Origin of the sequence: Scatolibacter rhodanostii (assembly GCF_900197595.1) — a bacterium.
Taxonomy (GTDB): Bacteria; Bacillota; Clostridia; order Oscillospirales; family Acutalibacteraceae; genus Scatolibacter; species Scatolibacter rhodanostii.
The window spans coordinates 87,593-106,309 of sequence record NZ_FZLO01000007.1; the positions used below are offsets into that span (position 1 = coordinate 87,593).

The following is an 18,717-nucleotide window of genomic DNA, read 5'->3' on the forward strand; positions in this document are numbered from 1 at the left end:
TTTTTGTTATATTTATAACAAACCGTCATTCGCTAAATATCATTTTGAATGGTAGATATATAGCATGGCAAATGACAGGGAGACTATATGTATAGGAGGAAGAATGATGCAAAAGCGTATTAGTACTTTGCCGTTCAATGACACACCTGAACAAGCAGAAAAACTAGACGCCGTAATTCAGGGGCTAAAAGGACAAGATGGTGCTGTAATGCCTGCGCTTCATCATGCGCAGGATATTTATGGCTATCTGCCCCTTGAAGTACAGCGGAAAATTGCGAATGGATTGGATGTACCACTAGAAGAAGTGTATAGTGTTTCTACTTTTTATTCTCAGTTTTCGCTCACACCCAAAGGACAATATCATGTTTCAGTATGTTTGGGAACAGCCTGTTATGTCAAAGGCGCAGACAAATTGATTGAGAAACTGATTGAAAAATTGGGGATTAAACCTGAGGAGTGCACACAAGACGGCAAGTTTTCACTCACAGCGTGTCGCTGTATCGGGGCTTGCGGCCTAGCACCTGTTCTCACAGTAAATGAGGATGTTTACGGCAGATTGGTTCCTGAAGATATTGAGGGCATTCTTGCCAAGTACGCAGGATAATGCAGGAATTGGCGCTGCATATTATGGATATCGTGCAGAATTCAATTGCTGCAAAAGCAAACTTGATGTACATAACGATAGAAGAAAATATTCATTATCACACACTATTGGTTGAAGTTTGTGATGACGGAATAGGAATGACAGCGCAGCAAGTACAGCTCGTGACAGACCCTTTTTATACAACTCGAACAACACGTAACATAGGCTTAGGTGTTCCGCTTTTAAAAAAACAAGCAGAAAACACGGGCGGAAAGATAAGGGTTGATTCAGCACTGGGAAAGGGTACAACAGTATCGGCTTTATTTCATACGGAAAGTATGAATATGCTTTCGTTAGGAGATATAAATGCCGTCATTCTTCTTTTAATTACAGCAAACCCTGCATTAGATTTTGTGTTTGAAAGAAGAGTTTGCAAGGAAAATGAAATAGAAAATAAAAAATCCCTCGTGGATACAAGGGAACTGAAACAAGTTTTGGGAGAAGAAATTTCGCTCTCCTATCCGGATGTTGTTTTATGGCTCAAAAATGAACTGAAGGAAATGGAAAATGACTTGGAAACTTGAAAACTGAATATTTTGATTTTAAGAAATGCTCCGAAGAGGTGCGCAAAAACTGAAAATAAAAAATGTTGGCAAGGCATATTTTTTGGTTTTAAAAGCATTTGCTCTTGTTTCGTGGTTGAAAATGAGAGAAAACGGTGCAGAAATTAAAATTCTATTGTTCTGCCAAAATGTATGAATCGTTCTCGAAAAGGAAATATGTTAGCGGCAAAAATGACCGCTAGGAGAGCATGGTGATCATTGTGAAGACTTTAGCTGAACTAAAAGCAATCAAAGACAAGGTCCGCCGGAGTGTGGAGATTCGTGAGCATGCAGAAGCAGAAACAAAAATCCTCGTAGGAATGGCAACATGTGGGATAGCCGCAGGGGCCAGACCGGTACTCACTGTTTTTGTTGAAGAGCTGGCAAAGCGTGAGATTCAAAATGTAATGGCAACGCAAACAGGTTGTATGGGAGACTGTCAATATGAACCCGTGGTTGAGGTCATATCAGCAGGCAAAGAAAAAGTCACTTATGTCAAAGTAACCCCCGAAATGGCAAAGAAAATTGTAGAAGACCATATTATCGGTGGAAATATAGTGACAGAATACACCATCGGCGCAGCCAGACAATAAGGAGGAAATGTGTATGTATCGTTCTAATGTACTCGTTTGCGGAGGAACCGGTTGCACGTCCTCTAACAGCGAGGTAATTATTGAAAAATTAAAGAGTGAAATTGCCGCTCAAGGGCTTTCTGAAGAAGTTGGTGTAATCAGAACAGGTTGTTTCGGCCTTTGTGCACTAGGCCCAATTATGATTGTTTATCCCGAAGGGGCTTTTTACAGCCGTGTTACCCCTGAAGATATCTCTGAAATTGTTTCAGAGCATTTGGTTAAAGGTAGAATTGTAACTCGACTTTTATATCAGGAAACAGTGTCAGAAAACGGTGAGATTAAATCACTGAATGAAACGAATTTTTATAAGAAACAAATGCGTATTTCTCTACGCAACTGCGGTGTCATTAACCCTGAAGATATTGAAGAATACATTGCACTGGATGGTTATGCTGCATTGGGCAAGGCACTCACAGAAATGACTTCACAAGAAGTTATTGACGAAATGCTGGCTTCAGGCCTGAGGGGCCGGGGCGGCGCGGGTTTCCCAACAGGCAGAAAATGGGCACTGGCTGCTGTCAATGAAGCGGATCAGAAATATGTTTGCTGTAACGCTGACGAGGGTGACCCAGGTGCTTTTATGGATCGTTCCGTTTTGGAGGGCGATCCGCACAGTGTCATTGAGGCCATGGCGATTGCGGGTTATGCCATTGGTGCGACACAGGGCTTTGTTTACATAAGAGCCGAATATCCAATTGCTGTTCACAGACTGCAAATTGCGATTGATCAAGCGAGAGAATATGGCCTTTTGGGCAAAAACATATTTGATTCAGGTTTTGATTTTGATTTGGATATCCGTTTGGGAGCAGGTGCGTTTGTCTGCGGTGAAGAAACAGCGTTGATGACTTCCATTGAGGGCAAACGCGGTGAGCCGAGATATCGCCCTCCCTATCCAGCTGTAAAAGGTCTGTTTGGTAAACCAACCGTTCTGAACAATGTGGAAACCTATTCGAATATCCCACAGATTATTTTAAAAGGTGCAGATTGGTTTAAATCGATCGGAACAGAAAAATCTTCCGGCACAAAAGTGTTTGCTTTGGGCGGAAAAATTACCAATACAGGACTGGTAGAAGTACCTATGGGAACTACTCTACGTGAAGTCGTGGATGAAATCGGCGGTGGTGTTCCGGACGGACATACCTTTAAAGCGGCACAGACAGGCGGCCCTTCCGGCGGCTGTATACCGGCCTCTTTAATTGACACAAAGATTGATTTTGATAATCTGCTTGCCATTGGTTCTATGATGGGTTCAGGCGGTCTGATTGTCATGGACGAAACGACCTGTATGGTCGACATTGCCAAGTTCTTTCTTGAGTTTACAGTCGAAGAATCTTGCGGCAAATGTACGCCCTGTCGTGTTGGCACCAAAAGAATGCTTGAGATACTTGAAAAAATTACAGAAGGCAAAGCCACAATGCGTGACCTTGACCGACTGGAAGAGCTTTGCTATTACATTAAAGAGAACTCACTTTGCGGTTTGGGACAGACTGCCCCTAACCCTGTTCTTTCTACGCTCAAATACTTCCGTGATGAATATGAAGCACACGTCAAAGAGAAACGCTGCCCGGCAGGTCAGTGTAAATCTCTTACAACCTATTATATTATGGTTGACAAGTGTATTGGCTGTACACTTTGTGCCAGAAACTGCCCGGTGGATGCCATTGCCGGATCAGTCAAAAAACCGCATGAAATTGACAAAGATAAGTGTATTAAATGCGGCGTTTGCATGGATAAATGTAAGTTCAGCGCAGTTGTGAAGAGATAAGTGAGGTAATGAAAATGGATATGGTAACGATAAAAATCAATGGGTTGTCTTATCGAGTTCCGGCAAAATCGACTGTGCTTGAAGCAGCTAGAGAAGCCGGTATTGACATTCCTACCCTTTGCTATTTAAAAGAAATCAACGAAATTGGCGCTTGTCGTATGTGTATGGTCGAAATCAAGGGAGCCCGTTCTTTGATGGCTGCCTGTGTTTACCCTGTAAACGAAGGCATGGAAGTATTCACCAACACACCTAAGGTACAGCAATCTCGTAAGATGACCCTTGAGCTATTGCTCTCCATTCACAATAAAAAATGTCTTTCTTGCAAAAGAAGCGGAAATTGTGAATTGCAAAAGCTTTGCAGTGATATGGGAATCGACAATGAAAATCGCTTTGCCGGCGATATGCCCCCAGCCAAATATGATGCTTCGACTGCTTATCTGGAAAGAAACAATTCAAAATGTATTCTTTGCCGTCGCTGCGTTTCGGCTTGCCAAAATCAAGCGGTTGCTGTCATTGGCACGAACAATCGTGGCTTTGACACCCAAATTGGCTGTGCCTTTGAAATGAAACTCAATGAGGTTGCCTGTGTGGCGTGCGGTCAGTGTATTATCAGCTGCCCAACAGGTGCGCTGACTGAAAAGAGTAATATTCAGCCGGTAATCGACGCCATCAATGACCCTGATAAGCATGTGGTTGTACAGGTTGCTCCGTCTGTTCGTGCCGGTTTGGGAGAAGAATTTGGCTTGCCCATCGGCACGAATGTAGAAGGCCAAATGGTTGCTGCTCTGCGCAGGCTAGGTTTTGACAAAGTGTTTGACACTACCTTTGGTGCGGATATGACCATTATGGAAGAAGCCAGCGAATTTATTCATAGAGTAAAAACTGGTGGAAAACTGCCGATGATTACGTCTTGCTCTCCCGGTTGGGTTAAATTTTGTGAGCACTATTTCCCTGATATGGTGGAGAACCTGTCAAGCTGTAAATCACCTCAGCAAATGACAGGGGCGCTCATTAAAACATGGTATGCACAAAAAGAGGGAATCGACCCTGAAAAGATTGTTTCTGTTTCTGTCATGCCTTGTACGGCTAAAAAGTTTGAAATAGCCCGTGACAATCAGAGTGCCGCAGGGGTTCCCGATGTGGACTATTCCATTACCACTCGTGAGCTTGCTGACATGATAAAAATGACACAGCTGAGCTTTAATAGACTGCCTAAAGAAGAGTTTGACCATGCTATGGGCGTTTCAACAGGTGCTGGCATGATTTTTGGTGCAACCGGCGGTGTTATGGAAGCAGCACTTCGCACAGCTGCTGATATTCTTGAAGGCAAAGAGCTTGAAGCCATTGAATATAATGAAATTCGCGGCACAAAAGCACTGAAAGAAGCCACTTATAATGTAGCAGGCATAGAAGTCAAAGTCGCCGTTGTCAGTGGTCTTGAAAATGCCAATGCACTGCTTGAAAAAGTGAGAAGCGGTGAAAAAGAGTATCACTTTATTGAAGTGATGTGTTGTCCGGGTGGTTGTGTTAATGGCGGTGGAATGCCTATTCAGCCTGCATCTGTTCATGCTGAATATGACCTCAAAGCACTGAGAGCAAAAGCTCTTTATGAGCATGATAAGGTGCAAACAGTTCGCAAGAGTCATCACAATCCTGTTCTCAAACAATGTTATGAAGAATTTTTGGGTGAACCTGGTGGACATGTGGCACATGAAGTTCTGCACACCACTTATGTAAAGAGAAGCAAGTAATATCAATGTAAAATCCCTTATTGGCCGTTCTTTTTTAGGCTGATAGGGGATTTTTTGCGGGATTGGGCATTAACGGTTGTCTTATAGAGCCACTTTATTGTATAATAGTCAAAACGCAATGGGACACAATAAAAGAATTAAAGGGACAGTAAGAGATGGAATTGCAAAAGAAGAAAGTGGGAAGTATTCTGCGTGTAATAGCAGGGGGTATATTGTCTGCCATTATGATTTGGTTTATGATTCCCCTTCTCACAACAGGATTTTTGGGTTCGGGGACAGTTTTTGGGGTATTTGTGTGCGTATTGGGAATTGTTCTTCTGTGGGTTTATCCCCCAATAAACAAAATAGGAGGGTGGAAAACGGTGTTAATTAGGCTGCTTGCCTTTTTCTTTGTATCGGGAATGCTTTGGGCGGGATATCTTACCTTTTTAATGCTTTCTGCCGCCAATCGAAAACCCCCTGAAAACACCAATGTCATCATTCTAGGTGCACGCATTTATGAAGACGGCAAGATGAGCTTGAGCCTGAAACAGCGTGTAGATAGAGCCTATCAATACTTAGAAGAAAACGCCGAAGCCAACTGTATCACAACAGGCGGACAAGGCGACAACGAACCCTTTGCCGAAGCTTTGGCTGAGAAAAAAGCTCTTATAAAAATGGGTGTTGATGAAACAAGAATCTTTATGGAAGACCAATCGCACAACACTCGCCAAAATATGGATTTATCAGCAGAAATTGCAAGAGAGAATGAGTTGGGCAACGAAATTGCCGTTGTGACCCAAGGCTTTCATATGTATCGTTCTCTTAAACTGGCAGAAAGTGCAGGCTTCACGGCTTATAGTTTGCCGTCAAAGACAGACCCAAGAATGCTACCGACATATTATGGCAGAGAACTGTTATCCTTAACCAAATGGAAATTAGAAGAATTATTCTTAGGAGGGACAAGCAAATGAGCGTATTAATCAAAAGAGCACGCATTGTGAATCCAATTAAAAATGAGGATTTTGTGGGCGACATCTTTATAGACGGCGAAAGAATTGAGGCCATCGGAGACGATTTGTTTTCGTATGTTACAAAAGCAGATTTCATTATCGATGCCAATCATTTTATTGCCGCACCTGGGCTTGTTGATATGCATGTTCATTTGCGTGATCCCGGTTATACAGACAAAGAAGATATTCAGTCCGGTTGCCGTGCAGCGGCAGCAGGTGGGGTAACAGCACTGCTCGCCATGCCAAATACCAATCCCGCTGTTGATTCTGCTAAAACTGTGAAATATATCTTAAATCAGGCTAAAAATGCAGATGCAGAAGTCTACACGACAGCCTGCATTACAAAAGGAATCAAGGGTCAGAAAATTTGTGATTTTCAGGCACTGAAAAAAGCCGGAGCAGTTGCGCTGAGCGACGATGGGCGTCCTGTGCTGAGTACTCGTCACCTCATGCAAGCCTTGCAAGAAGCACAAGAGCTTGGCATGATTGTCGTTTCTCACTGCGAAGATTTAACAGCTATCGGTGACATTTGTATCAACGAGGGAACCGTTTCAAAAGAGCTGGGGCTTTTGGGCAATCACCGTGCTGTTGAAGACTGTGGAACAGCCAGAGAAATCGCCGCTGCCGCTGCCATTGAAGCACCGCTTCATATTTGCCATGTTAGTACGAAAGGCTCAGTCGATATTATTCGTGATGCAAAGCGCAGAGGTTTGCCCATTACAGCAGAAACGGCACCGCATTACTTGCTGCTGACAGAAGAAGAAATCCTCAAAAAAGATGCGGATTATAAAATGAATCCGCCGCTGCGAACAGAGGAAGACAGAAAAGCACTGATTGCTGCTTTAAAAGACGGTACGATTGATGCAATCGCCACCGACCATGCCCCTCATACGCCAGAAGAAAAAGCAGACTTTATGCATTCTCCTAACGGTTCAATCGGCATGGAAACTTCGCTCGCCGCTACCATTACTGCGATGGACGGTGTGCTGAAAATTCCTGATATTATTCGCAAAATGAGTGTGAATCCTGCTAAAATCATGAATATAGACGCAGGAGAAATCAAGGTGGGAGGACTTGCCAACCTTGTGCTGTTTGACCCGAATGAGCAATGGATTGTCGATGAAAATAAATTACATGGCAAGAGCAAAAATACACCTTTTAAAGGCATGAAGCTAAAAGGCAAAGTGAAATATACCTTTTTTAAAGGAAGAAAAGTCTATCAAGACACAGCAGAATAAAGCCGTCTCAAGAAAGGAAACTTGAATATGTCTATGGATAAAATGATAGAAGCCATTATGGAAACCCAAAACCCCAGTGTAGCGGGGCTTGACCCAAAACTTGAGTATATTCCGCCTTATCTCAAACAAGCTAGTTTTGCAAAATATGGTGAAACACTGGAGGGAGCGGCAGATGCTCTTTTACAGTTTAATAAAGGTTTGATTGACGCACTATGTGATATTGTTCCGGCAATTAAACCGCAGGCGGCTTATTATGAAATGTATGGTTGGCAGGGCATGAAAGCGTTGACCGAAACCATTGCCTATGCCAAAGAAAAGGGAATGTACGTCATCACAGACGGTAAGCGTAATGATATTGGGCCGACCATGACTGCTTATGCAACAGCGCACCTTGGCAAAACGGAAGTTGCTGAAAACTCGTTTGCTGCTTTTGACGGTGATACCCTGACCGTGAACGGCTATTTGGGAACAGACGGTATCAAGCCTCTGATAGAAGTCTGCCAAAAAGAAGATAAAGGGATTTTTGTGCTAGTTAAAACATCGAACCCTTCATCAGGTGAGTTGCAAGATAAGAAACTTGAAAGCGGAAAAGCAGTTTATGAGCTAATGGGCGAAATGTGCGAAAACTGGGGCAAAGAGCTAGAGGGAAAATACGGCTACTCTGGTGTGGGTGCGGTTATCGGCGCCACTTACCCTGAGCAGCTTGATGAACTGCGTGTCAAAATGCCGCATACATTCTTTTTAGTGCCAGGATACGGGGCGCAGGGCGGGGGAGCCGGTGACGTGAAACCTGCTTTTGATGAAAACGGACTGGGTGCGATTGTGAATTCTTCAAGAGGGATTATGTGTGCTTGGCAGAAAGAAAAATGTGCAGAAACCGATTATGCTGCCGCGGCTCGTCGTGAAGCAATCCGTATGAGAGATGAAATCATGGCAGAAGTTGGCAGAATTTTACTGCCGCTATAAAGAAAGGCGAACAACATGAAGCGATATGATGTAAGACTGTGTAAGATCATCAAAAAAACGGAGATTGCAGATGGCTTCTTTGATTTTTTGGTAGAGGCGGGCGAGTTGGCACAAACGGCACAAGTAGGTCAATTTGGGCATATTAAAGTGACAGGTAAAACCTTGCGCCGACCTATTTCTATTTGTGAGATTGACAAAGAAAAAGAAACTCTACGTTTTGTCTTTCAAATTAGAGGCGAGGGGACAGCAGAGCTTGCCAAAGTACAAGAGGGTGAAAATCTGGATGTATTGGCACCGCTTGGGACAAGCTTTCCTTTGTTTGATAAAGAAAAGAAAGCATTACTTGTCGGCGGAGGAATAGGCACACCGCCGCTATTGGGTTTAGCGCAATATTACGGAGCAAACAGCACGGTAGGATTGGGATTTCGGAATGCTGATTCTGTCATTTTAGAGAAAGATTTCGCCGCCGCTGGCGCAAAAGTTTTGATTGCCACAGATGATGGTTCTGCTGGCTTTCATGGGTTAGTGACAGAAATGCTGAAAGACAGCCGCCCTGATGTTATCTATACTTGTGGTCCTACTCCCATGCTGAATGCAGTATGCCGTTTGGCAGATGAGTGGAAAGTGCCTTGCTATGTTTCGTTAGAGGAACGCATGGCTTGCGCTGTGGGCGCTTGTTTAGGCTGTGCAGTTGCCTTGCAAGATGAAAGCGGAAATGTATATAACGGACACGTTTGTAAGAGTGGTCCGATATTTGACTATAAACGCGTTGTGCAGTTTGCAGGTGGCGAAACATCAGCCGTTTTGAATCAAAAAGGTTGCGAATGTGGCACCAAGGAGGTTTGTCATGGCTGATTTAAAAGTAAAGGTAGCAGGTGTTGAATTTAACAATCCGCTAATTGCCGCCTCAGGTGCATTTGGCTTTGGACGTGAATATGGTGAAATGTACCCGATTTCCGCTTTTGGCGGTATTGCTTGCAAGGGTACAACTCGAGAGCCAAGACAAGGCAATCCTGCCCCTAGAATTACAGAAACACCAAGTGGTATGCTTAATGCAGTAGGACTGCAAAATCCGGGTATCGAGCATTTTATCCGAGAGGACTTGCCGTGGCTCGAGCAGCAGAATATCCGCATTATTGCCAACATTGCCGGTAATGAATATGAAGATTACTGTGCGGTCGCCGAAATGCTAAACAGCACTGCTGTGGATATGGTCGAGCTAAATATTTCTTGTCCAAACGTGAAAAAAGGCGGTGTACAGTTTGGTACAAGCGCCGAGGGCGTATTCGGCATTACAAAGGCTGTGAGAGAGGTCTGCAAAAAACCGCTCATCGTCAAGCTTTCACCTAACGTTAGTGATATTGGTGAGGTGGCTTCTGCCGCTGAACACGCCGGTGCAGATGCGGTGTCGCTGATTAATACACTGACTGGTATGCGCATTGATATTAATTCTCGCCGACCGATTATTCGCAATAATACAGGTGGACTTTCAGGTCCAGCTGTATTCCCTGTTGCTGTTCGCATGGTATGGCAGGCAGCACAGCGAGTGAAAATCCCTGTCATTGGTCTGGGGGGCATTGCTTCTTGGCAAGATGCTGTTGAAATGCTTTTGGCGGGCGCAACGGCGCTGCAAATTGGGACCGCGATTTTCACAGACCCTTATATTGCTGAAAAAATCACAGAGGGACTGAATCAATATCTTGATAAAAATGGCATAAAATCTGTGACCGAGCTGACAGGGGGCATATGTCCATGGTAATTATGGGAGTAGACCTTGGAAAAGCCAGAACAGGGCTTGCCATTTGTGATAGAGCTGAAATGCTGGCCGTACCGCTGTGTGTAGTAGAAGAACACAACCGAGAGCGGTTGATTGATAAGATTGCTGAGAAAGCGGCAGAAAGTAAAGCAGAATTGCTTGTCGTGGGTTTGCCCAAAAATATGGATGGCAGTGAGGGAGAAAGTGCTGTATCGGCTAGAGAAACAGCTGCTTTGCTTGCAGAAAAAACAAAATTACCAATTGAACTTTGTGATGAACGGGGAACGACGATCACCGCTCACAATTATTTGAATGAAACCAATACCAGAGGCAAGAAGCGTAAAGCGGCGGTAGACGCTGTGGCGGCGACGGTTATTTTGCAAAACCATTTGGATAAGCGCAGACATAATAGGCAAAAATGAGTGTGCAATTATAGATTAAAATACAATTTACATTGAAAACAGACTCATGTATAATGAGAGTAGTCAGACAATTATTAATATAGAAAAGGAGAACAGAAGTGAGCGATTATGTAATTATGACAGACTCAACTTGCGATTTGACGCAAGAGCTAGCGACCGAACTGGGTATCAACGTCGTTCCGCTGTCATTTATTATGGACGGCAAAACTTATTTTGGCTCTCTGAATCAAAAGACAATTTCAACAGAAGATTTTTATACGAAGTTAAAAAATGGGGATAAAGTTAGCACAGCACAGGTGAATTCAGAGGAATTTGTCGATCACTTTGAGCCGGTTCTAAAAAAAGGAATAGATATTCTTTACATAGCTTTTTCTTCAGGACTTAGCGGTACTTGCCAAAGTGCTCTCATTGCGCAAAAAGAACTGGCAGAAAAATACCCCGAACAAAAAATAGTGGTTTTTGATTCGCTTTGTGCCTCAATGGGTGAGGGACTTTTAGTGTATTTAGCCAACCAAAAGAAAGAGCAAGGCTTTTCAATTGAAGAAACTTATGACTGGCTGAAAGAAAACTTCATGAAAATGGCCCATTGGTTTACCGTGGATGACCTAAATCATCTCAAAAGAGGTGGCAGGGTTTCTGCCGGAGCAGCTTTTATTGGTACCATGCTCAGCATTAAACCTGTTTTGCACGTAGACAATGAAGGACATTTGATTCCGGTAAAAAAAGTTAGAGGAAGAAAAGCTTCTTTAGATGCCTTGGTGAAACAGATGGAAGACACAGCGATTAATCCTGCTGAACAAATCGTTTTCATTAGCCATGGTAATTGTCTTGAAGATGCGGAATATGTTAAAACACAGATTGAAGAAAAAATGGGTGTAAAAGAATTTAAAATAAATGTAATTGGTCCGGTTGTCGGCGCACATGCAGGCCCTGGAACAATAGCACTTTTCTTTTTGGCAACAGAAAGATAAAAATTGCTTTTGCTGTATTTATTTTTCAAAATATTGATTCACAGAAATCAGGCTTTTAGCCTGATTTCTTATTGACAAAACCCTTAGAAAGGGTTACATTAGTCTAGAGTAAGTGTACAAACTAAATGTTTGATACACAAATAAAGAAGAGTCAGTCGCTGACTCTGAAATTGTTTAGCGGTAAGCCCGCAAAATTAAGGAGGAGTTCGAAATGAGTCGAGTAGTTAGAGTGGCAGTAGTAGGTTACGGTGGCATGGGCGGTTGGCATACCCGTCTTTTGCAGGAAATCCCCGAAGTAGAATTGGCAGGGGTTTATGATATTCTGCCAGAGCGCAATAAGGCTGCTGAAGAAGCAGGAATTAAAGCCTATGACAGTCTAGAAGCATTGCTTGCCGATGAAACCATCGACGTAGTTACCGTGGCTATCCCCAATGATTTGCATGAAGAAGTTTGTATCAAAGTGATGGAGGCCGGTAAGGCTGCTATCTCTGAGAAACCGGTTACCATGTCAACAGCTGTTTTAGAGAACATGATTGCTGCTTCCAATAGAACTGGTTCTCTCTTTACCGTACATCAGAATCGTCGTTGGGATGAAGATTTCAGAACTGCTGAAAAAATCTATAAATCAGGTGATTTGGGCAGAGTTTTCGAGATTCAATCTCGCGTGCACGGCTCAAGAGGAATTCCTGGTGACTGGCGTAATACCAAAGCACAAGGCGGCGGTATGGTTCTGGATTGGGGCGTTCACTTGCTCGATCAAATGAACATGATGATGGGCAAAATGCCTGTGTCTGTTTATGCTGTGCTTTCTAACGTCACCAATGAAGAAGTAGATGATGGATTTACAGCTACCTTTAAATTCGATGATGGATTGGTCTTTACAGTAGAAGTAGGCACCAGCAACTTTATCAATTTGCCTCGTTGGTATATTCTAGGTTTGAACGGTACATCTGTAATTGAAGATTGGGATGTAAGTGGCAGAACTGTAATCGCAACTTGCAAAGAGGGTCATGACGCAGTTCCGATTGTGACAGCTGCCGGTCTTACTAAAACAATGGCTCCCAGAACTCCTGAAACCATTGAGACTTTGCCGATTGAGAAAGTACATTGCGATATCAAAGATTACTATCGCAACATTGCTGCTGTTGTCAACGGAGAAGCAGAGCAAATCGTAACACATGATCAGCAAAGAGATTTGATGAAACTGATGGAAGCCATCTTTGAATCTGCTGAAAAGAATGAAGTAGTTTTCTTTTAATTAATAGCATTTGATAGCAATAAGATAAAAAGAGAGCCTTACGTATTAAACGTAAGGCTCTCTTTTAGTCTACCTGAAAAATGAGATTCAAATCTAACCATCCAAATAACCAGATTATGATCATTGTTATTCATGTCTCAAAGCGTCTATTGGGTTCAAATTCGAAGCTTTAATAGAAGGGATGAGCCCGAAGACGATACCAATGACCATGGAAAAAGCAACGGCCAAGAAAATGGAGGGTACACTGATGGAAGGTGGAACGTTGTTGACGGAAGACATAATTGTGGAGAGCAAGATGCCGGCCGCCACACCAAAAATACCGCCAAGACTTGTCAAAACAGCGGCTTCTGTCAAGAATTGCCAAAGTATGCGTTTCTTTTTAGCACCGATTGCTTTTTTTAGACCAATTTCTCTGGTACGCTCTGTAACAGAGACTAGCATAATATTCATAACTCCAATACCGCCTACCAAAAGAGAGATACTGGCAATCCAAATAAGCTGTTGGTTGGCTGAATTATTAAGGTCTTGCAGCTCTTTTGCCCGTTGCAGCATGTCTCCAGCTTTATAAGCAATGGTATTGGATTCGCTTTCGGGAGAAGCCTCTTTAGTTTCGGCAATACCCATGTCACTGCTATTTTGCGTGTTTGTATTGTTGCGGTTCAAAATTGTAGCTGCGTCTTTGCTGATGGCTGCCATAGCTTCGGTGTTAGCCGCTTTAACAGCCAGAGCTTGTGGTTCATCAAAGATATAAATATCCGGCCAACAACTGTTAGGAACAAAAATTTTGCCAGAGCTTTGATTCATGCTCATATAGGTGTAATAGTCTTCTTCGCTATTAATAACAGGAGTGAATTTTTGCGATTCTTCTACAATGCCAATGACGATAAAAGGTGTCGATTTAAATTCAACGGTTTTCCCAATAGGGTCTTCTCCTGAGAAAAGTGCTTTTGCCACAGTTTCGTCAATTAACATGACTGGACGAAATTGTGTGTAATCACTTTCAATAAAATTACGCCCTTTTTTTAGCGTAAAGCCAGTGACATCAAAATAGTCACTTTCAACACCAAAAACTTGAGCACCACTTAGGTTGTTGTTACGGTAATACAACGATTCATTGTATTCGTTGCGGTAATTGTAGATGCTGGCAGATTGAACATGATCCAGCTCCAAAACCTCTTGTTTGGTTTCTTCGGTAATCAGTGGTATACCTTCAGGTACCCCCATGTAACTAATTTCATAGGGGGAGTCGTACTGATAAAGCTGTAATCGTACCACATTATTGCCAGAACCAATTAAGTTTTGCTTGATTTGCTCATTTGTGCCTTTGATTGTTGAAACAATGGTAATGATAGAGGCAATGCCAATAATGATACCCAGCATGGTTAAAAATGAACGCATTTTGTGTGACCAAATACCTTGAAAGGAAAGGCGAATATTCTCAATCATGACGTCACCACCTTTCTTGCAGTATAGGAGTGTACGGATAAGGGATTGGCCGCAGTAACTGCATCATCTTGTTTTTCTGCTTCTGCATCAATTCTTGGTTCCGCTTCATTTTCAGATACAGCATTTTCTTCAGGAGAATCCTCCAAGACTTCATCAGGAGCAGTTATGTCGTCTGAGGGTGCTGTGCTGTCAGTAGTTGGTTCTTCCTGATAATCTTCATCTGTGCCTTGCGGCCTAGTTCGCATACCCTCACGCAGATCTTTGCCATAAGGGAAAGCAATACTGTCATCTACGGTCAAGCCAGATTTGATTTCAATATAGTAGCCGCCTGACATGGTTTTTCCGGTCTGCACCGGTTGTTTTACTAAGCGATTATCGTCGCCTTTTTTCATCACATAGCTGCCGCTGTCATCATCACGGACATACATTTTGTCAATGTAAAAACTGCCGCTGTCATTGCTTTCAGCAGGTGCATTAATGGTAATATCAAAGTACATACCATTGTAAATTCCTTCGGTATTGGTAAAAATGGCTGTGAATTCATAAGTCGAACTATTCGGGTTAGTGCTGCCGCCACTATAGCCATATTCATTTGTGATAGGGTAGCTGCCGATTGAGACGATTTGTGCTTCATAAGCGCCGGCTTCCCACGAATTAACAGTCACTGTGTCACCAACGTGAATGTTGCCAAGAAGAGATTCGTTGATTGTACCATGCAAATAGAAGGTATTTTCGCCAGAAACCACTAAAAATGGAGTTGAGTTGGCTTTTGCATCGTCAATGCTGATTAAAGAACGAACAACGCCATCAATTGTTGCGGTAACCGTTGCGTTATCAACCAAAAGAGCAGCTTTTTGAGAGTTTAGTTGAAGCTGCTTGCGTGAGAGAATAAGGGTTTTTATTTCAGCTTCTTTTTGAGAAATGGCTTGTTTGAGTTCCTCAGCAGTATACTGCATTTCTACAGTATCTGAAATGCCTCCTTGTGGTAAATCATTCAAAGAAGTTCCACCATCTAAAAATTCAGGCAAAGCAATTTCATCGCTTGGTTGTTCAGAATATAGGCCAGACAGCGAAAACGAACTCGAAAAGGAAAAACCGTTAATCTTAAAAGATTGAAGTAGTTTGCCAAAATTGGAATTCTCTTCTCTGACTTCTAAAACAGCCACAAAGGCACTATTTTGTGGTTTAGGTGTTTCTGTGGGTGTAGGGGTTGGTTCTTCTTCTGGCAAAGAAGACTCACTGCCCTCAGAGGGAGATTCACTACCAGTATCGTCCGCAGCAGGTGCGGTAGTAGGAACAGAGGTAGTAGCAGGAAGGGGTGTTTCATCCTCTTTGATTTGAACATTAAACGCTTTGCGAAGAAAACTTTCACTTAGCGTGCAATCTGGTGTGCAAAGATATAGATAGGGGTCTTCTGCGGTGCCGCTGCCCGCATAGGGGATAGAGTCAGCGGTCAGCTCACTGTAAAGTGTAGCAGTAGCAGGAGGGATAGGGGTAGGAGTGGGTTCTGGAGTGGGCTGGGGTTCGGGGGTAACTAGAGGTGGGACGTAAGGGGTAGTATTATTTAATTTAATTAGCGCATTTTGGGCAATTCGGATATCTTCATCTATTGCCTGTAGCTCAAGTTCCTTTTTTTGCAAATCAAGCTCTAACAGGGTCTTATCATATTGCAAAATAGGGTCGCCGATTTTTACCGTTTGCCCCTCTTGCACAAAAATTTCACTAATTACTTTTTCAGAGTCGGGGTAGAGCTCCTGAATGTAGTCGCTGCTGGCTTGACCAGAGGAGTAAACTTGATCGTTCCAATTCTCCGTATAGATATTAGAAACGGGAATTACTTCAACACTGGTTTTGTCTTGTTGTTTCTTGACAAAATAAGAAATAGTGAAAATCAAAACAGCGATGATAGTAAGCACAATGAGAGAAATGATAAGTCTTTTTCTAATTTTATTCGCTTTCATTGTTTACCGCCTCGCTTTCTTTGGGGATGAAATCACCGGCAGAATCAAATTCATGTTCAACATAGGAATAAGAATAGACATTTTCTGTTATGGCATCGTTTGTTGCGGTTGAGATATCTTCATTAGCCAAATTGTCGGCTGCCGGAACAAGAAACTGCCCGTCACGAATGTGAAAGGTTTTGTGTGCATGGTCTGCAATTTCCTGTTCATGAGTAATCATGATAATGGTTACTCCTTCTTCATTCAATTGGTGAAAGATTTCCATGATTTGATCGCCAGAAGCAGTATCCAATGCGCCGGTAGGTTCGTCTGCCAAAAGTATTTTGGGACTGTTGACCATGGCTCTTGCAATGGCAACACGCTGGCATTGACCACCAGAAAGCTGGGTGGGTTTAAAGTTAGTGCGGTCACCCAAACCGACACGTTCAAGTGCTTTTCTGCCGATTTCAAGTCGCTCTTTCTTGCTGACACCCGCATATAAAAGAGGCAAAACAACATTTTCTAAAGCAGATTGTCTTGAAAGCAGATGAAAACTTTGAAATACAAAGCCAATGCTATTCAGACGCAAATCAGATAATTTAGCATCATTGTTGGCCAGTACATCTTGCCCGCCAAGATAATATTCTCCGCTCGATGGCAAATCGAGGCAACCAATAATGTTCATTAGAGTCGTTTTACCCGAGCCGGAGGGACCCATGATTGCACAGTAATCACCCTCTTCGACATTCAGTGAAATGTCTTTGAGAACGGGTACTTCCAGTTTGCCTTGGCGGTAGGTTTTATAAATGTTCTTGAGTTCAAGAATGGACATTAAGATACCTCCTCAGTAGAAACCGTGGGAAGTTTTTCTTGCATTTCGGGGGTAATACTCTCCGCAAGAGGCATATCAATCGTAGGTTGTTCTTCAACAGGCGACATCATGTCACCTGTTGTGCCAAGCATGGGGTCGGTTGTAACAGGAAGTCCGTTTTTCAGGTTGTCTGACGGGATTGCCAAGTAGTCATCTCTATGAACTCCATCGGTGATTTCGTAAAGATCAGTTTCAGCGTCATAAGCACCCAATGTAATCTTGCGTTTTTCAAGCTTTTGATTCTTGTCTTGCGCCCAAACGAAGCTGTCAGAATCGCCTTTTACAAGGTAATAGGAAGGAAGCCAAATACCCGTTTTAGGGGCAGAGCTATCTCCTGATGAAGGTTCTATGTACACATGCTGACCGATAATCAGCTTGCTGTTATCGACTATGTCAAGACCGTCTTTACTGTCTGCAATAACGCTTTGGTCATCAAGCGCAACAAAGAAATTATAACGAGAACTGCCTTGCGAACTGCTGGAATCGCCGGCAGCATACATCATGGAATAATTGCCGCTATCACTGTTTGAAACAGGGTTTTCAAAATCGATGGATTCGATACTGCCGCTCCAAGTGACATCGGGGTTTATGCGGGAATGGATAATAACAGGCTGTCCTTGACTGACTTGATAGCGCTGCAGTTCGGTAATGGTTGCTTTAATGCGATATTCACCGGTTGAAAGAATCGAAATAAAAGCTGTAGGTGTTGTGCCACCGTTATACATCATGCCATTGGCATTGTTGGTGTTTTCATTGATGGTCTTTATAATGCCGGCTTCAGGAGCAGTTACCACATTGTTTTGGATAGAAGCATTCATTTTTTCAATTTCTTTATTTTTTACAGAAGCCTGATATTCTTGTTCTCTAATATTTAGCTCAAGCGTTTGGATTTTAATGGTATAGGAGAGTTTATTGTCTGCAGAAGCATTTTCTCGTTCTGTTTCTAAGTCAGAAATTTGATTTTTATATTCACCAATAGTATTGTTAATGCTTTCTACCGTAAGTTTATCTTGTTCTAAAGTCAATTTCATTTCGTCTATGTTATAAGAAAAAAGTGGGTCACCTGCGTTTACATTCTGTCCTTCAACAACCAAAATTTCAGAAACTGTTTTAGAATCATCTTTGTTGACAGAAATGGTCTTTTGGGGTTCAACAACTCCGGCATAACGACCGGTAATGCCCAGGTCTGTTCCGGTGAGAGAAGAAACCGACGTGACTAAAATGGGGTCAGCCTTTTGCATAGCCCAATAATCTTTCAAGAAAAAGAACCAAATGCCTGTGAAAATGAGGGCTAAGCCCACGAGAACACCGGCGGCAAGGAGAAAGATTTTCTGCTTTTTATTCATGACTTTTTTGTCAGAAGTAGTGTCGGCGGATGGGTGGTCATAGTGTTTTTTATTCATAGGTAAAACCCTTCCTGAAAAATAAAGTTTTGACAGAAATTAATAAAATAATTATACTATATGGGAATACAATTAGCAACTGTTGGCCAGCTCAAAAAGTTGAATTAAGAAAAATGCTTTT

The 18,717-nt window shown here is 42.7% G+C and carries 17 protein-coding genes; 13 read left to right on the forward strand and 4 right to left on the reverse strand.

All coding sequences use genetic code 11. The annotated features are described in order from the left end of the window. The first annotated feature begins 106 nt into the window (after positions 1-106). From CS931_RS12095 to CS931_RS12155, 13 genes are all read left to right on the forward strand, one after another. Complete coding sequence (locus CS931_RS12095; RefSeq protein WP_099206145.1) at positions 107-604, forward strand: NADH-quinone oxidoreductase subunit NuoE family protein; 498 nt, start codon at positions 107-109, stop codon at positions 602-604. Further along, the gene (locus CS931_RS12100) at positions 604-1,167 is read left to right on the forward strand and encodes an ATP-binding protein (RefSeq protein ID WP_099206146.1); all 564 of its coding nucleotides are present in this window, start codon (positions 604-606) and stop codon (positions 1,165-1,167) included. Before CS931_RS12095 ends, CS931_RS12100 begins: the two co-directional genes overlap by 1 nt. A 239-nt stretch (positions 1,168-1,406) precedes the next feature. Then, positions 1,407-1,778 (forward strand): (2Fe-2S) ferredoxin domain-containing protein, encoded by a 372-nt coding sequence (locus tag CS931_RS12105; protein WP_099206189.1) that lies wholly within the window; start codon positions 1,407-1,409, stop codon positions 1,776-1,778. 13 nt (positions 1,779-1,791) lie between these two features. After that, positions 1,792-3,582, forward strand: coding sequence for an NADH-quinone oxidoreductase subunit NuoF (gene nuoF, locus CS931_RS12110; protein ID WP_099206147.1), 1,791 nt, complete (start codon positions 1,792-1,794; stop codon positions 3,580-3,582). Positions 3,583-3,596: 14 nt separating this feature from the next. Then, on the forward strand, positions 3,597-5,333 hold the full coding sequence (locus CS931_RS12115) for an NADH-dependent [FeFe] hydrogenase, group A6 (RefSeq protein WP_099206148.1): 1,737 nt from the start codon (positions 3,597-3,599) through the stop codon (positions 5,331-5,333). Between the two features lie 155 nt (positions 5,334-5,488). Beyond that, on the forward strand, positions 5,489-6,286 hold the full coding sequence (locus CS931_RS12120) for a YdcF family protein (RefSeq protein WP_099206149.1): 798 nt from the start codon (positions 5,489-5,491) through the stop codon (positions 6,284-6,286). Next, a complete protein-coding gene (locus CS931_RS12125) occupies positions 6,283-7,563 on the forward strand; it encodes a dihydroorotase (RefSeq protein ID WP_099206150.1) in 1,281 nt (426 codons plus the stop codon). The genes CS931_RS12120 and CS931_RS12125 overlap by 4 nt, the downstream gene beginning before the upstream one ends. Before the next feature lie 27 nt (positions 7,564-7,590). Continuing rightward, positions 7,591-8,529 carry an orotidine-5'-phosphate decarboxylase gene (gene pyrF / locus CS931_RS12130; protein ID WP_099206151.1) on the forward strand — a complete coding sequence of 313 codons (939 nt, stop codon included), beginning with the start codon at positions 7,591-7,593 and terminating at the stop codon, positions 8,527-8,529. Positions 8,530-8,544: 15 nt separating this feature from the next. Continuing rightward, on the forward strand, positions 8,545-9,384 hold the full coding sequence (locus tag CS931_RS12135; RefSeq protein WP_099206152.1) for a dihydroorotate dehydrogenase electron transfer subunit: 840 nt from the start codon (positions 8,545-8,547) through the stop codon (positions 9,382-9,384). Beyond that, positions 9,377-10,288: a dihydroorotate dehydrogenase gene (locus CS931_RS12140; RefSeq protein ID WP_099206153.1), complete on the forward strand. Its 912-nt coding sequence runs from the start codon at positions 9,377-9,379 to the stop codon at positions 10,286-10,288. Before CS931_RS12135 ends, CS931_RS12140 begins: the two co-directional genes overlap by 8 nt. Then, complete coding sequence (gene ruvX / locus CS931_RS12145; protein ID WP_099206154.1) at positions 10,282-10,707, forward strand: Holliday junction resolvase RuvX; 426 nt, start codon at positions 10,282-10,284, stop codon at positions 10,705-10,707. Before CS931_RS12140 ends, ruvX begins: the two co-directional genes overlap by 7 nt. Before the next feature lie 98 nt (positions 10,708-10,805). Further along, entirely contained in the window at positions 10,806-11,678 is an 873-nt protein-coding gene (locus CS931_RS12150; protein ID WP_099206155.1) for a DegV family protein, read from the forward strand. Positions 11,679-11,889: 211 nt separating this feature from the next. Next, the gene (locus CS931_RS12155; protein ID WP_099206156.1) at positions 11,890-12,936 is read left to right on the forward strand and encodes a Gfo/Idh/MocA family protein; all 1,047 of its coding nucleotides are present in this window, start codon (positions 11,890-11,892) and stop codon (positions 12,934-12,936) included. Between the two features lie 126 nt (positions 12,937-13,062). On the opposite strand, the gene CS931_RS12160 is transcribed toward CS931_RS12155, so the two are convergent. The 4 genes from CS931_RS12160 to CS931_RS12175 are packed head-to-tail and all read right to left on the reverse strand — an operon-like array spanning position 13,063 to position 18,596. Beyond that, the gene (locus tag CS931_RS12160; protein ID WP_099206157.1) at positions 13,063-14,382 is read right to left on the reverse strand and encodes an ABC transporter permease; all 1,320 of its coding nucleotides are present in this window, start codon (positions 14,380-14,382) and stop codon (positions 13,063-13,065) included. Further along, positions 14,379-16,343: a biotin/lipoyl-binding protein gene (locus tag CS931_RS12165; protein WP_099206158.1), complete on the reverse strand. Its 1,965-nt coding sequence runs from the start codon at positions 16,341-16,343 to the stop codon at positions 14,379-14,381. The genes CS931_RS12160 and CS931_RS12165 overlap by 4 nt, the downstream gene beginning before the upstream one ends. Continuing rightward, positions 16,330-17,154 carry an ABC transporter ATP-binding protein gene (locus CS931_RS12170; protein WP_099206159.1) on the reverse strand — a complete coding sequence of 275 codons (825 nt, stop codon included), beginning with the start codon at positions 17,152-17,154 and terminating at the stop codon, positions 16,330-16,332. Before CS931_RS12170 ends, CS931_RS12165 begins: the two co-directional genes overlap by 14 nt. After that, positions 17,154-18,596: an efflux RND transporter periplasmic adaptor subunit gene (locus CS931_RS12175; RefSeq protein ID WP_099206160.1), complete on the reverse strand. Its 1,443-nt coding sequence runs from the start codon at positions 18,594-18,596 to the stop codon at positions 17,154-17,156. The genes CS931_RS12170 and CS931_RS12175 overlap by 1 nt, the downstream gene beginning before the upstream one ends. Between the last annotated feature and the right edge of the window lie 121 nt (positions 18,597-18,717).